This window comes from Micromonospora sp. MH99, from assembly GCF_021442385.1.
Classification (GTDB): Bacteria; Actinomycetota; Actinomycetes; order Mycobacteriales; family Micromonosporaceae; genus Micromonospora.
The window spans coordinates 1-14,313 of record NZ_MUZA01000007.1 but is presented as its reverse complement, the minus strand read 5'-3'; the positions used below and the strand labels follow the sequence as shown (position 1 = coordinate 14,313).

12 protein-coding genes are annotated in these 14,313 nt (G+C 72.7%); 5 read left to right on the top strand and 7 right to left on the bottom strand.

The features are described 5' to 3' along the window. The first annotated feature begins 196 nt into the window (after positions 1–196). Positions 197–1,942, top strand: coding sequence for a CDP-glycerol glycerophosphotransferase family protein (locus B0E54_RS05665; protein ID WP_234582187.1), 1,746 nt, complete (start codon positions 197–199; stop codon positions 1,940–1,942). Between the two features lie 53 nt (positions 1,943–1,995). Here B0E54_RS05665 and B0E54_RS05660 read toward each other — a convergent pair whose 3' ends face one another. Together B0E54_RS05660 and B0E54_RS05655 are read right to left on the bottom strand one after the other, a co-directional pair. Continuing rightward, complete coding sequence (locus tag B0E54_RS05660) at positions 1,996–2,538, bottom strand: acyltransferase (RefSeq protein ID WP_234582186.1); 543 nt, start codon at positions 2,536–2,538, stop codon at positions 1,996–1,998. 161 nt (positions 2,539–2,699) lie between these two features. Then, a complete protein-coding gene (locus tag B0E54_RS05655) occupies positions 2,700–3,038 on the bottom strand; it encodes a DUF952 domain-containing protein (RefSeq protein WP_234582185.1) in 339 nt (112 codons plus the stop codon). A gap of 103 nt (positions 3,039–3,141) precedes the next feature. Here B0E54_RS05655 and B0E54_RS05650 point away from each other — a divergent pair, with 103 nt between their 5' ends. The 3 genes from B0E54_RS05650 to B0E54_RS05640 all read left to right on the top strand — a co-directional run bounded on the left by B0E54_RS05650 (position 3,142) and on the right by B0E54_RS05640 (position 5,636). After that, positions 3,142–3,453, top strand: a complete 312-nt coding sequence (locus B0E54_RS05650; RefSeq protein WP_234582184.1) for a hypothetical protein — start codon at positions 3,142–3,144, stop codon at positions 3,451–3,453. Positions 3,454–3,536: 83 nt separating this feature from the next. Beyond that, the gene (locus tag B0E54_RS05645; RefSeq protein ID WP_234582183.1) at positions 3,537–4,193 is read left to right on the top strand and encodes a response regulator transcription factor; all 657 of its coding nucleotides are present in this window, start codon (positions 3,537–3,539) and stop codon (positions 4,191–4,193) included. A gap of 9 nt (positions 4,194–4,202) precedes the next feature. Further along, complete coding sequence (locus B0E54_RS05640; protein WP_234582182.1) at positions 4,203–5,636, top strand: HAMP domain-containing sensor histidine kinase; 1,434 nt, start codon at positions 4,203–4,205, stop codon at positions 5,634–5,636. Positions 5,637–5,672: 36 nt separating this feature from the next. Here B0E54_RS05640 and B0E54_RS05635 read toward each other — a convergent pair whose 3' ends face one another. The 4 genes from B0E54_RS05635 to B0E54_RS05620 form a co-directional block, all read right to left on the bottom strand. Continuing rightward, positions 5,673–6,635, bottom strand: coding sequence for a TAXI family TRAP transporter solute-binding subunit (locus tag B0E54_RS05635; RefSeq protein ID WP_234582181.1), 963 nt, complete (start codon positions 6,633–6,635; stop codon positions 5,673–5,675). Positions 6,636–6,708: 73 nt separating this feature from the next. After that, positions 6,709–7,401 carry a hypothetical protein gene (locus B0E54_RS05630; protein ID WP_234582180.1) on the bottom strand — a complete coding sequence of 231 codons (693 nt, stop codon included), beginning with the start codon at positions 7,399–7,401 and terminating at the stop codon, positions 6,709–6,711. Positions 7,402–7,508: 107 nt separating this feature from the next. Then, complete coding sequence (gene yaaA, locus B0E54_RS05625) at positions 7,509–8,306, bottom strand: peroxide stress protein YaaA (RefSeq protein WP_234582179.1); 798 nt, start codon at positions 8,304–8,306, stop codon at positions 7,509–7,511. 53 nt (positions 8,307–8,359) lie between these two features. Further along, the gene (locus B0E54_RS05620) at positions 8,360–10,054 is read right to left on the bottom strand and encodes a hypothetical protein (RefSeq protein WP_234582178.1); all 1,695 of its coding nucleotides are present in this window, start codon (positions 10,052–10,054) and stop codon (positions 8,360–8,362) included. A gap of 123 nt (positions 10,055–10,177) precedes the next feature. Between B0E54_RS05620 and B0E54_RS05615 the strand changes: the two genes are divergently transcribed. Then, entirely contained in the window at positions 10,178–11,218 is a 1,041-nt protein-coding gene (locus B0E54_RS05615) for an App1 family protein (RefSeq protein WP_234582177.1), read from the top strand. 69 nt (positions 11,219–11,287) lie between these two features. Here the strand turns inward: B0E54_RS05615 and B0E54_RS05610 are convergent. Continuing rightward, the coding region (locus B0E54_RS05610) for a LamG-like jellyroll fold domain-containing protein (RefSeq protein WP_305076117.1) at positions 11,288–14,313 on the bottom strand (3,026 nt) is incomplete at its 5' end.

The window sequence follows — 14,313 nt, the reverse complement described above, 5'->3', positions numbered from 1 at the left end:
CCGCGCCTGACTCGCCGTGCTGAAGTCCGTGCTCAGCGGTGCGGTGCGCCACCCCCGGGCGCACCGCTGTGAGTCGCCTCTCCCGCCCGTTCACCAACGAGACGCCCCGGCGATACTTGTATCACTTGCCCCGTTTAGGGTCGCGGCGGCCGGTATCGAACGCGCCAACACAGGCGAGCAGACAGGGAGTGTGTCGTTGTTCAGCAGAATACGGGGCCAACAGGGTGTCGCCATCGCCGGCGTGACCCTGCTGGGCTACGGGATCATGGTTCTGGCCGGCGCCCTGGGCTGGGTGATTCCGTTCGTGGTCGCCGCGTTGGTCGCAACAGCGGGTGAGTTCGCCCTCGCCAACCGGTTCGCCGCCACAGCCGTGCTGCTGGAGAAGGCAGGTATCGAGCCGGTCGGGCGGTGGCTCGTCCGCGACTTCTCGGTGGTCCTGCTGGTCGTCAGCACCGTCCGTCCCGGGGTGGCCGCCACGATCGGGATCATGCTGCTGCCGGCCGCGCTCTGGGCCGTGGCCGTCGGCACCATCGTGGTGAACCGGGTCGTCGTCGGCCGTGCCGCGACGCCGGCGTTCACCCGCAACATCGATTTCGGCGCGGTACGCCGGGTGCCGATCCCGCCGGCCTGGGCCGAACGCATCGTGGGCCTGCGGATGCCGGTGCTCAACTTCCTGCTGCTGCCGGCGGCCGTGGCGGCCGCGCTGGTCGACCGGATCACGCCCGTGCTGGTGACCGGTCTGGTCACCCTGGCCATCGGGCTCGTCGCCGCGGCCGTGCTGACGTCCACCCTGCTGCGGGGGCGCGGCCGTACCCCCGGGGTGCTGCCTGCGGTGCACGACTGGCTGGCCCGGGAGCGTCCGGAGGTGGTGCTCTACTTCGCCGGCCCCGCCAAGGACGTCTACCAGGCCAACATGTGGCTCGCACCGGTGGAGGCGGTGGGCCGCCGCGCGGTCGTGCTGCTGCGCGCCGAGGACGCGTTCGAGGCGCTGGCCGACACCCGGCTGCCGGTGATCTGCGTGCCCGCCGGGGTCGACTTCATGAACCTCGATTTCAGCCCCGTCCGGGTGGCGCTCTACGCGGCGAACGTGGGCGCCAACATCCACATGATCCGTGAACCCGGGGTCCGGCACGTGTTCGTCGGGCACGGCGACAGCGACAAGCAGGCCAGCGTCAACCCCTACAGCAAGGTGTACGACGAGGTGTGGGTGGCCGGTCGAGCCGGACGGGAGCGGTACGCGCAGGCCGGGGTGGGCGTGCTCGACCAGAACATCGTCGAGGTGGGCCGGCCGCAGTTGGCCGGGGTGCCGACCTTCGGCTCCGGCCCGACCGACCGTCGGTTCACCGTGCTGTACGCCCCCACCTGGGAGGGGTGGCTGGACGACGATCCGTACCACACGTCGCTGGTGGCGATGGGGGAGCGGATCGTGTCGGGCGTGCTCGCCGCGAACGTGCGCCTGATCTACAAGCCGCACCCGCTGACCGGCACCCGCTGGAACAAGGCCCGGGCGGCCAACGACCGGATCATCGACCTGATCCGGGCCGCCGGCGGCGAGGTGGACGTGAACTCGCTGGACGGCGACGCCCACCTGGTCGTCACCGGCCGGGTGCCGGCCCTGTTCGACTGCTTCACCGTCACCGACCTGCTGATCAGCGACGTGTCCAGTGTGGTCTCCGACTTCGTGCAGAGCCAACGGCCGTACGTGGTGGCCAACCCGGCGGGCCTGCCGGAGGACGAATTCCGTAGCTCGTACCCCACGTCCCGGGCGGCGTACCTGCTCTCCGCCGACTGCGGTGAGCTGGGGAAGATCCTCGACCTCGCCCGAGCTGGCGACGACCCGATGACCGAGGCTCGGCGTGAGCTGAAGGAGTATCTGCTCGGCCCGGACGAGCCGAACCCGATGGATCGTTTCCGCGCGGAGATCGATCGTCTCTGCGCCTGAACTGCGCCCGGTCGCCGGTGAGCGGCGCTCCGCTCACCGGCAACCGGTGCCGGTCAATCCCGACGCGGCGGGTTCGCCACGTCTCGGGAGATGACCTCGCCCTTCTCGTCGACCCAGCCCTTCGGTCGGGCCGGGTTGCCGGCCACCAACTGGTACGGCGCCACGTCCCGGGTGACGACCGAGCCGGCGGCGATCATCGCGTACTCGCCGACCTCGATGCCGCAGACCAGGGTCGCGTTCGCGCCGATGGAGGCGCCCCGCCGGACCAGGGTCGGCGTGATCGTCCAGTCCGGATTCTGCGCCCGCGGCCGGAAGTCGTTGGTGAAGACCGCACACGGGCCGACGAAGACCTCGTCCTCCAGCGTCACACCCTGGTAGACAGAGACGTTGTTCTGGATCTTCACGCGGTCGCCGACCGTCACGGTGGCGTCGACGTACACGTTGCGCCCGATCACGCAGCCCGCACCCACCTGGGCCGACGATCGGATGTGGGCCAGGTGCCAGACCTTCGTGCCGTCGCCGACCTGGGCGCCGTCCTCGACGTCGGCGGTGGGGTGGACGAAGACCGAGGGGGCCGGTGAGGTGCTGTCAGTCATCCTTCAACTCGCATGGGTCGCAGGGCGCCGGGCGCCGTCGGTGACCCGCGCCGCCTCGGGCCGGAGACCGGGCACCGGGCGCGCGGATCGGGGGTTGCCACGCTGCCCCGGGCACGGAACGTGTCGTCGGGGCGCGGGACTCGGCGTAGCATATCGACCGCTCAGCCGAGCAGCGCCGCCACCGCCTCGGCGGCCGGGGTGTCCACCGGCAACGCCTGCGCCGTCACCACCGCCGCAACCGGCAGCGACCCGTACAGGTGGGGGAAGAGTTGCCCGCCGCGGGACGGCTCCCAGCGCAGCGCGTCGCCCAGCCGCTCCTCCTCGACGCTGAGCAGGGTGAGGCCGGTGACGCCGGTGAAGTGCCTCCGGGCGGTCTCCACCACCTGGTCGCCGGCGGAGAGGTGGATGAAACCGTCCTGCCGGTCCACGGCCGAGCCGGTGAAGGTGCCGGCGGCCCGGGCGTCGTCCCACTCGGTCGTGGGCAGCAGCTTGTAGATCATCTCCGCAGCCTACGTCGGCCCGGTGGGCGTTTCGGCCGTACCGCCGCCGTCCTCGGTCGCGGCCCGGCATGCTCAGGTGGAGCGGCCCGTGAAGGGATGGACGATGGCGAGCTACGACGACGACTGGACCGACACCCAGCGCGGGTTGTACGACGAGTGCTACCGGGCCGGCGGTGAGTGGGCCGGGGACCCGGACACCCCGTCCGACGACGTACAGCATGTGATCAACCTGGCCGAGGCGGACGACGACGCCTTCGACGACGCCGAGATCGACTTCCCGCCCCTGGTCGACGCCGTCACCCAGGCCAGCGGGGTCAACGTCACAAGCGTGCCGGCCCGGCACGACGACCCCGGATTCCGGGGCTTCGCCGACGGCGTCCGCGACGCGGTCGCCGACGACGTCTTCGGTCTGTAGCCGACCCGACCGGGAGGCGGCCTTCCCGCTCGCGGCCCGCTTCTGCCACCATTCGCAGGACGGCTGCGACGGATGGGGGCACGGTGCGGATCCTGCTGGTGGAGGACGACCGCCGGGTGGCCGCCGCGCTCTCCTCCGCCCTGACCCGCCGCGGCTACGAGGTCGAGCACGCGGCGACCGTCGCCGCGGCGCTCTCCGCCGCCCCCTGCGACCTGGTGCTGCTCGACCTCACCCTGCCCGACGGGGACGGCACCGACGTGTGTCGGGAGCTGCGCCGGCGCAGCAGCCAGCTCGGCATCATCGCGGTGACCGCGCGGGGTGAGGAACGCGACCGGGTGCTCGGGCTGCGCCTGGGCGCGGACGACTACGTGGTCAAACCGTTCTCGATGGTGGAGTTGCAGGCCCGGATCGAGGCGGTGCTGCGCCGGGCCGCGCACACGGCACCCGAGCGGCACCTGATCGAGGCGGGGGCGGTACGCATCGACGTGGCGGCCCGCACGGTGACGGTCGCGGGGCGCACGGTCACGCTGACCCGCAAGGAGTTCGACGTGCTGCTGTCGCTGGCCCGCCAGCCGGGGGTGGCGGTGCCCCGCGACCGCATCCTGCTCGACGCCTGGGGCACCACCTGGGCCGACCGGCACACGGTCGAGGTGCACGTCGGGTCGTTGCGCGGCAAGCTGGGCGACGCGCGCCTGGTGGAGACCGTCCGCGGGGTCGGCTACCGGCTGCGCGATGCGTGAGGGGTCGCCGTGCGCCGTCGACTGGTGATCAGTTATCTGCTGCTGATGGTGCTCGTCCTCATCGCGTTGGAGAGCCCACTCGCCGTCACCCTGGCCAGCCGGGAGACCGAGCGGGTGCGCGCCGACCGGCTCGCCGACGCCACCCGGTTCGCCTCGCTGGCCGGGCCGACGTTGCGCGGCGGCGAGCCCGGCCCGATCGGGGCGGAGCTGCGCAGCTACGACGAGCTGTACGGGATCGGCGCGGCGGTCGTGGACCGGGACCGGGGCATCGTCGTGGACTCGGCGAGCTGGCAGTCCACGGGGACCGCCACGGTGCTGGACGTCGCCCTGTCCGGCCAGCAGGCCAGCGCGCCCGAGTCGGTCTGGCCGTGGTCGGCGGGGCCGGTGGTGGTTGCGGTGCCCATCAACGACGGCGGTGAGGTCCTCGGCGCGGTGGTGATCGTGACCCCGGCCGGCGAGATCCGCCGGGCCGTGAGCACCTGGTGGCTGCTGCTCACCATGGCCGGCCTGCTCGTCGTGCTGGCCTGCGTGCTCACCGCGTTCGGGCTGGCCGGGTGGGTGCTGCGCCCGGTGACCGAGCTGGACGCGGTCACCCACGAGATCGCCGAGGGCGACCGGGGCGCGCGCGTGCAGCACCGGCTCGGCCCGCCGGAGCTGCGCCGACTCGCCGCCAGCTTCAACCACATGGCCGACGTGGTCTCGGACGTGATGGACCGACAGCGCGCGTTCGTCGCACACGCCAGCCACCAGCTGCGCAACCCGCTCACCGCGCTGCGGCTGCGGGTGGAGGAGCTGGGTCCCAGCCTCACCGACGCGGACGGACGCTTCGAGCACCAGTTGGCGTTGGAGGAGACCGACCGGTTGGCGCTGGTGCTCGACGCGCTGCTCACCCTGGCCCGCGCCGAACGGGAGGAGAACGAGCGCGTCACCGTGGACGCCGCCGCCGTCGCCGCGTCCCGGGTGGCCGCGTGGGCGCCCCTGGCCCGGCACCGGTCGGTCGCGCTGCGGCTGGCCACGAGCGACGCCCCGGCGTACGCGCGGACCGTGCCGACAGCCGTCGACCAGGCGCTGGACGCGCTGATCGACAACGCGGTGAAGTTCAGCGGGGCCGGCGGGGCGGTGACGGTGACAGTGGCCCGCCGTGCCGACGGGGTGGCGCTGGAGGTGCGCGACACCGGCCCGGGGATGACCGAGAGTCAGCTCGGCCAGGCCACCGAGCGGTTCTGGCGAGCGCCGGACGCGCAGAACGTCGACGGCGCCGGGCTCGGCCTGACCATCGCCGCCGTGCTGGTGGACGCCTCCGACGGGCGGCTCACCATGCGGCCGGCGCACCCGCGCGGGCTGGTCGCCGGCCTGTGGTTCCCGGCGCCCGAGGCCGAGCCGACGGGGGAGCCGGCGGACGAGGACACGGCCGCCGACCTGCGGCCCGCCCCGGCGCGGTAGCGGCCCGAGCCGGGTGTGAACGGCCTCCGGCGACGGTCAGGGTTTGGCGGCCCGGTACCAGGCGGCGGCGCCGGGGTGCAGCGGCAGCGGCGCGGTGGCGATCGCCGAGCGGGGGCTCATCCGTCCCGCCGCCGGATGCGCCGCGCCCAGCTCGGCCCGCCGCTCCATCAGCAGCCGGGTCACCTCGCGCACCAGCGGCTCCGGCAGGTCGGCCCGCACGATCAGGTAGTTCGGGTCGGCGACGGTGGTCACCGGGTTCATGCCGTACACCGAGCGGGGGATGTCCCGGGAGACGTAGACCTGGCCGTAGCGGGCGCGCAGTGGCTCCGTCCACTCACCGAGGTCCACGATCCGGGTGGCGCTGCGCCCGGCCAGCTCCTCGATGCCCCGCACCGGCAGACCCCCCGAGAAGAAGAACGCGTCGATACGCCCCGAGCGCAGGGCCGCCACCGAGTCGTCCAGGCCGAGCCGCTCCCGGCGTACCGTGTCGCCACCGAGCTGGGCCACCTCCAGCAGCCGGGTGGCGGTGATCTCGGTGCCGGAGCCGGGCGCACCCACGGAGACCCGTCGGCCGCGCAGGTCGCCGATCGTGCGGACCGGCCCGCCGTCGGTGGTGACCAGGTGCAGCTGGTCGTCGTACACCCGGGCCACCGCATCCACCGACGGGCTCTGCGCCGGGGTGGTGGGCAGCACGTCGGCCTGGGTGAAGCCCAGCTCGGCAGCACCGGAGCCGACCAGGCGGACGTTCTCCGCCGAGGCTGCGGTGATCACCACGCTGGCCCGGACCCCGGGCAGTTCCCGGTTGAGGATTGTCGCGAGGGACTGCCCGAACGCGTAGTAGACGGCGGTGGGGCTGCCGGTGGCGATCCGGATCTCGACCGGCGTGCCCGGGTCGTCCCGGCAGCCGGCGACGGCCAGGGCCGCGACCAGCGCCAGCGCCGCCGCCCCCGCGCGGCGTCGACCGGCCCGAGGAGACGAGGTACGACTCACGCGGTGCACTGTGCCGCGCTCCGGCGGACGCGCGCAAGCCCGTACCCGTCAGTGCCGCCCGTGGGTGCGGCGCCGGCGCCGCTCAGCAGGCCGGACGGCGGGCCGGCTCCAGCACCGCGTCGCGGGCCGGTTCCATCGACGCGCTGCGCAGGATGCGCTCCCGGTCCGGCCCGTCGGCCACGCTGACCAGGAAACAGCCGGTCCCCGGGCGGAGCACCGCCGGCACGTCGAGCACTGCCGCACTGCGGATCAGCACGGCGGCCAACTCCCGGTCGGTGAGCCGTACACCGAGGATGTGCCGCCGTACGTGCCGCCCGCCGGCCAGCAACGCCGAACGCCACGCCGCCGCCGCGAGCCGGGACATCCACCGGCGGCGGGCCGGCGAGGCGCCCGGCACGGGACCGCCCAGCAGCTCCCGTCGCCCCTGCCACCAACCGGCGTCCACCATCCGGGCGTACGCGCCGCGGTGCTCCGGCGGCACCCAGAGCCGGTGCAACTCGTAGCGGCGGCGCAGGCCGCCGACGGCCACCTCCTGGGTGACCGGGATGTCGAGGCGGGCGAGCAACTGCCGCATCCGCTGGGCGGCGTCCTCCCGGTTGAACTCGACGCTCGGCGCGTGCGACGGCGGCGCGGCGCCCGACCGGGCAGCGGCCGGCGGTGCCGTGCAGCGCAGCAGACAGGCGGCCTCGAACGCGTCGCCCAGGGTCAGCCAGTCCAGCGGGGGTGGCGTCGCCGGCGAACGAGGCCGGTCGAGCAGGGCGGGATCGCGGGCCAACTGAAGGCTCCCTTGTCGGAGTCTGGGTTCCCCTACCGTGACCCCTGCACGGCCGTTGCGGAACGCATCCCGCCCAGCCTTGAGGAAAACTTGCGGCTCCCGCGCCGCTACAGGTCGGTGACCACCAGGTCCACCTGCCGAACCCGGCCGGGAGCGGCGGGCTCGGCCACCACTGTGTGCTTCAGCTCCCGCAGCGTGCCGATCAGCTCCGCGGCGGTACGCGGTCGGGCCCCGGCGACCAGCAGGTCACGCACCAGCCGCCCCTTGGTCGCCTTGTTGAAGTGGCTCACGACCGAGCGGACCGGCACGCCGTCGACCTCCCGCTCGTGCAGCACCCGCACGGTCACCGTCCGCTCGGCCAGCGCGGCGCGCGGCGTCCAGGTGGCGGCGTACGCGCCCGAGCGCAGGTCGAGCACCGGGCCCCGACCGGCCGCGCCGGCCAGGACCGGCGCCAGCTCCTTTCGCCAGTACGCGGACAGCGCCCCGACGCCCGGCAGGCGGGCGCCGATCGGGCAGCGGTACGGCGGGATCCGGTCGGCGAGACGCACCGCCCCCCACAGCCCGGAACTGATCAGGATCGACCGGCGGGCCGCCCGCAGCGCCGCCGACGGGAGCGTGGCCAGCTCCAGCGCCTCGTAGAGCACCCCGGTGTAGAGCCGCTCGGCCGGGGCGGTGGCCGCCGTACGCAGCCGGGCGTTGCGGCGCAGCTCGCCGCGCTGGCCGTCGCTGAGCCCGAGCGCGGCCAGCGCGGCCTGCTCGTCCGGCCCCGCGCTGAGCGCCACGAGCGCGTCGAGCACCCGCTCGCGGGCCGGGTTCAGCTCCGGCAGCGAGAGCTTGTCGGGGGTCCACCGCCGTCCGGTGCCGGCGTCGGCCTTGCCCTCCGAGGGCGGCAGCAGGATGAGCATCGGGTCTCCTCGAACACGTGCGACGGGCGGCCCGGCCAGCGTACGACCCGCCGTTACCGCCAGGGCCGCACCGGGGTGTCGGGGTGGTACACGCGATAGCCACCCACCTCGCGTACCGGTGCGGCGTCGGGCCGGTCGGCGAGCAGCCGGCGTAGTCGCCGGTCCATCGGCGAGTCGACCTGGACCACGTAACCCGGTCGGGCGGCCCGGCCGACCTGCCGCCAGTACGGGCGGTAGCGGTTCTGCCCGGGGGACAGGTCCCCGTCGAGCACACCGCAGATCACCGTCTCATCGGTGTTGAAGATCAGCCGGTTGCAGGTCCAGTAGTCCCCGTACACCTCGTGCGGCCCGTCGGTGCGCAGCGCGGCGGCCAGTTCCCGGGCCTGACGCTCCTCAGTCCGCGACGCGGCGACGCCTGTGGTCGCGAAGAGCACGGTGACCACCAGCGCCGTCGCGGCCAGCGCCGCCAGCACGGCGGTGGCGAGCGCGCCGGCCAGCCGACCCAGCGCGCCGACGGTGCCCCGCCAGCAGGCGACCGCTGCCACCCAGAGCGGCCAGAGCACCGCCGGCAGCGACAGTTGCAGCACCGACAGGTAGCGGGCGTTGTCCAGGGGACTCGTCGCGGCGAGCGGGCTGCGCACGTACGACAGCAGGGTCAACGCCGCGCCGACGACAAGCGCGAGCTGCACCACGGGCCCGACCCGCGCGCCACGCGGCGTGCCCCCGACCCGCGTGCCGGGCCCCGTGCCCTGCGTGCCGCTCGCCGCGACGAGGCCCTGCGTGCCGCTCGTCGTGCGGGCGGCCCGGCGGTACGCGAGCACCGCGAGCACCGCGGCGGCCACCAGCAGCACCGGATAGAGCAGCCCGAACCACTGCTGCCACCTGCCGCAACCGTCGACCGGGCACAGCCCGTGCGCCAGCGGCACCCCCTCCAGCAGGCCACCGGAGATCCGATCGGACCACTGCGGCATCGGGCCGGCCTTCGTGCTGACCTCCCGGAACACCGTCAGCGAGTCCTCACCCGGCCCGGCGCGCAGGTTGTCGACGAGCATCGGCGCGATCCCGACCGCGAAACCCGCCACCAGCAGCAGCCCGGACCAGCCGAGCAGCTCCCGCCGCACCGCCCAGAGCAGGGCCACCGCGGCGACCGCCAGATACGGCAGGATCAGCCAGTCCGACCAGGCGGCCAGCCCGGCCAGCAGACCGAACAGCGCGACGGCGAGTCGACGGTGGCGCACCGTCCCGGCGGCCAGCCCCACCGTGATCAGCAGCATCAGCAGCACCGCCGGCTTCACCTCCGGCCGGCCGCCGACCACTGTGAGCTGGTCGCGCACCACCCGCTCCGGCCCCAGCGCCAGCAGGCCGACGACGAGGACGGCGAACCACGGCGTGTAGAGCCGGCGGGTGAGCCGGTACACGAGGTAGAGGAAGATCGCGTACAGGGCGAGCATCGGCAGCCGCAGCACCGGCCAACTCGGCCCGGCCACGGCGAGCAGCGGCGCGGCCAGGTACGACTCCAGCATGCCCATGTAGTGCTGGCCGTAGAGGAAGATGGGGCGTTCCCGGCCCTGCGCTATGTGCAGGGCGGCCAGGCCGAAGGTCGCCTCGTCGCTGTTCGACACCGGCACGGTGTACAGCGTGAGGACCAGCCGGTACCCGACGCCGAAGAGACCGAACACCAGCGCGACGAGCGCCGGCCGGTCGAGTCGCGGACGCCACCGCCCGCGGTGCTGCTCTGGATGCGACACGACCACGCCCCCGTCGTCGTCCCGACCGGAGTGTTTCACGGACCACGGGCTGGTCGGGGTGGTTCGGCGCAGTCCGGACCCGCTCGCGTGGCCGTGTCCGTCGACGTGTGGCAGGGTTGGCGCGTGCCACCCACTCCCGCCGGCCAACTGGCCGTGCCGAACCTGCACCGGGCCGCGCGGATCGAGGACGCCGTGCACCAGCTCGTGGAGCGCCGGCTGCGGCGCACCGGCTGGCGGATGAACATCGTCGCGTACACCGGTTACGGCCGTCCGGGTTGGGTGCGGGTGATGTGCCGGGTGCTGCTGGGACGTCCGGACACCCGCCAGCGGGGCCGGCTGGACAAGGTCCGTGGCTGGCGCAGCTTCACCACTCTGCCCGCCAAGCACGTCACGGTCACCATCGAGGCCGGCGGGGTGCAGCACGAGGCCCGCGCCGACCGCAGCGGCTTCGTCGACACGCTCGTCGAGGCCGACCTGCCGCCCGGGTGGGGCACCGTCCGGCTCAGCGTGCCCGACGCCGAGCCGGTCGACGCGCCGGTACGCATCATCGACCCGGACGTGAAGTTCGGCATCCTCTCCGACATCGACGACACGGTGATGGTGACGGCGCTGCCCCGGCCGCTGCTCGCCGCGTGGAACACGTTCGTCCTCGACGAGCATGCCCGCGCCGCCGTGCCCGGCATGGCGGTGCTCTACGAGCGGCTGGTCACCGCGCATCCCGGCGCCCCGGTCTTCTACCTGTCCACGGGCGCGTGGAACGTGGCGCCGACGCTTACCCGGTTCCTGTCCCGGCACCTCTACCCGGCCGGGCCGCTGCTGCTCACCGACTGGGGTCCGACCGCCGACCGCTGGTTCCGCAGCGGCATGGAGCACAAGCGCTCCACCCTGGCCCGGCTGGCCAAGGAGTTCCCCGACGTCCGCTGGCTGCTGGTCGGCGACGACGGCCAGCACGACCAGGAGATCTACCGCGAGTTCGCCGCCGCCCACCCGGAGAACGTCGCCGGGGTGGCGATCCGCAGGCTGTCCCCGACGCAGTCCGTGCTGGCCGGTAGCCTGCCCGCCCCGGCCGGCCGCCCCTCGTCGGGGCCGGTGGGGCAGAAGTGGCTGTCCGCGCCCGACGGCGCCGGCCTGTGGCAGTTGCTCCGCGACGCCGGCCTGGTCTGACCGCACGACACATACGCGAAACCCCCGGGCACCGCGACTTTTGCGGCACCCGGGGGTTCTCGTCGCGTACTACATCAACGAGGGCGAGCCCCAGGCGACGGTGCCGATGGCGCCGTTGCCCGGGTAGAGGGTCATGGTGCCATTGCTCCGGCGCCGGACCGCGAGGTCGACCTTGCCGTCGTTGGTGACGTCGCCGAGGCTGCTCATGTCGAAGTCACGGCAGATGCCGCAGACCAGGATGCGGGGGCCCCAGGTTGGGGTTCCGCTGGGGGCCGTGTTGGGGTAGACCCACATGTCGCCGGTGCCGCTGTTGCGCATGATCAGGTCGACCTTGCCGTCGTTTGTCGCGTCCTCGACGCTCACGTTGTCGTACCCGCCGCAGGAGCCACAGAGCAGCACCCGGTTACTCCAGGTGATCGCGCCGCCAGTGGGTCCGTTGCCGAGGTACGCGTACATGTCGCCGGTGCTGTTCTCCCGGATGAAGAGATCGGTCTTGCCGTCCCGGTTGACGTCGCCGAGATCGGATACGCCGAAGTTGAAACAGCCGCCGCAGACCAGCTGCCGGGTGGTCCAGATCGGGTCTCCGGTAGCGACGGTGTTCGGGTAGACGTACATGTCGCCGGTGCTCTTCTGGCGCATGAACAGGTCGACCTTGCCGTCGTTGTTGGCGTCGGCGATGTTGAACGAGTCGTAGCCGCCGCACTTGCCGCACACCACGATGCCGGCGTCGAACGTCAGCGTGCCGTCCAGGTTCGTCCCGCGGCGCAGCAGCACGTCACCGTTGCTCTGCATGATGAGCATGTCGGTCCGGCCGTCACCGGTGACGTCGCGGATGTTGGGCGCGATGACCTGCTGGGCGTAGTTGCCCGGCGCGCTGGCCTCGGCGGGGTTGAGGGCGCGGTCCCAGTGCTGCACGTTGCTGATCTGGCCCGAGTAGTACGAACTCGGCGCGCCCTGGTAGCGGTAGTGGCCGATCACGAAGCGCCCGGTGCTCGGCCAGGACACGGCGGCAGCGTGCTGCGCGGTGCCGGCCAGGTTGTTGTTGACGTACAGGGCCATCGTGCTCGTGGTGGCGTTGTAGGTCGCCACCAAGTGCGTCCACACGCCGAGCTGCGCGTTGGGAGCGCTCTTGGCCTGGTCGTACGACCAGGCGTCGCCGTCGGAGCGGGCCATCCCGAACCGCCAGGTGTTGTCGCTCTGCTCCTGCCAGAGGATGAAGCGGGCGGATCGTGCCCCCTCCTCGGAGAGGATGATCTTGCCGGCGGTGGTGGGCTTCACCCAGGCGGCGACGCTGAACGACTTGGTGGTGTCGATCAGAACGGGACTGGCGGCGCTGACCAGGCTGCCGGTGCCGCTGGCGTCCACGCCCGTACCGGTGGCATCGCTGTTGAGCCGCAGGTCCGGGCTGAAGAGGTCACCCTCGTGCCATTTCGCGTTGCCGGTGCCGGTGAGGGTGCTGCCGCCGGAGATGTCGACAGCGGTCGCCGCGGTCTCTCCGGCCGCGCCGCCGTTGAGCGGCCAGGTGTGCTTCGCGGTGACCAGGCCCTGCGCCTGCTGGGTGGCGATGGTGGGCGTGGTGCCGAGGCCAGTCACCAGGTACGCGGTGGTCAGGCCGTTGCCACCGACGGTCCACAGGTCGGGGGTGCCGTCGGAGTTGGCGTCGGCGGCCCGCAGGCTCAACGTCGCGCCGCGGTTCCAGTTGGTGGAGAGCGTGTAGGGCGTGTAGGTGAGCTGGGTGGTGTCCTGGTTGTAGGCCAGGTTGGTCCAGAGGTGCAGGGCGCCGGTGGTGCTGTTCCAGAGGAACATGGCGGTGCCGCTGCTGAGCTGGGCGGTGGTGATGGTCCAGTTGTTCCAGTCCACGCCGCCGGTCGGGGTCAACGTCGTGGTGCTGCCGCCGTAGTAGTAGCTGCCGGGCACGGAGGCCATCGGGTAGTAGTTGAGGTAGTACCCGTTCGTGGCGTCGCCGCTGGTGCCGATCAGGTCGGGGATGGTGCTCCCGGTGCCGCGGGAGTCGCCGGCGTTGGCCAACTGGAGCGGGGCGTTGCCGTTGCCGTCGACCAGCAGTTCACCCGAGACGCTGACCTGGTTGTTGTAGGGCTGGATGACCGAGCCGTCGCCGCTGCCGCGCAGGACGGTGCCGTTGCCGGCGTTGGCGCCAGCGGTGTAGTAGACGAGGACGTCCTGGTACCCGGAGCCGAAGAAGTGGCCGGAGATCGCCTGGCCGTCGTTGAAGTCGGACGGGTCCTCGTTGCCGGTGACCCCGTTACCCCGGGCACCGAGGTCGTTCACCGTGGTACGTACTGCGCCGCTGTTCATGCCCGTACCGAGCCAGAGGCCGGAGGGCAGCCCGTTGCGCGCGCCGACGGTCAGCAGGTCGGCGACACCGTCACCGGTGAGGTCCGCGTCAGCCGCCGTATCGGCGGGGTCCGCGTTGAAGGTGACGGTGGCGGTCTCGCCGAAGTTCCCACCTGTCGACAGGCTGGTCACCGCGAGGGTGTTGGTGAACCGGGTCGGCGTCACGACCACCGTGGCGGTGCCGACGGAGGCGGAGACGGTGACCGGGGGCAGGCCGTTGAGCTGGTAGCTGTAGCTGGCCGGCTGGGTGCCGGTGCTCGGCGGGGTGATGGCGAAGCTGACCTCTTTGCCGATCTTCAGCTCTCCCTGCGGCTGGCTGATGTCCGGCGCGCCGGTCCGGGTGGGGTCGAAGGTGAAGCTGCAGGTCGCCGACCAGTCGCTGGACGCCCCGAAGTCGGTCGCCTGGACCTTCCAGGAGAAGTTGGTGATGGCGCCGCCAGCGGCGGCGCGCAGCGTAGCGACCGGCACGACCAGCACGCCCGTGCTGCCCGACGAGTAGGTCAGCAGGTTCGGGTTGGACGATGCCAGGGCGGTCTGCCCGGAGTCGGAGGTCTTCCAGAGCTTGAAGCTCACTCCGAGGGTGCCACCGTCGGGGTCGGAGACCGGGGCGTAGAGGTAGACCGGGTTGTCACCGATCGTCGATCCACCGGCACAGGCGGTACGCGGTGAGGTGGTCATACCCGTCGGCTTGTTGGGCTTGTGGTTGTAGCGGATTTCGAGCGTGGGGCTGGTTTCCAGGA

Coding starts and splice junctions, on each gene's coding strand:
- B0E54_RS05660 (WP_234582186.1), bottom strand. CDS start 2,538: ATGACTGACAGCACCTCACCGGCCCCCTCGGTCTTCGTCCACCCCACC.
- B0E54_RS05655 (WP_234582185.1), bottom strand. CDS start 3,038: ATGATCTACAAGCTGCTGCCCACGACCGAGTGGGACGACGCCCGGGCC.
- B0E54_RS05650 (WP_234582184.1), top strand. CDS start 3,142: ATGGCGAGCTACGACGACGACTGGACCGACACCCAGCGCGGGTTGTAC.
- yaaA (WP_234582179.1), bottom strand. CDS start 8,306: ATGCTCATCCTGCTGCCGCCCTCGGAGGGCAAGGCCGACGCCGGCACC.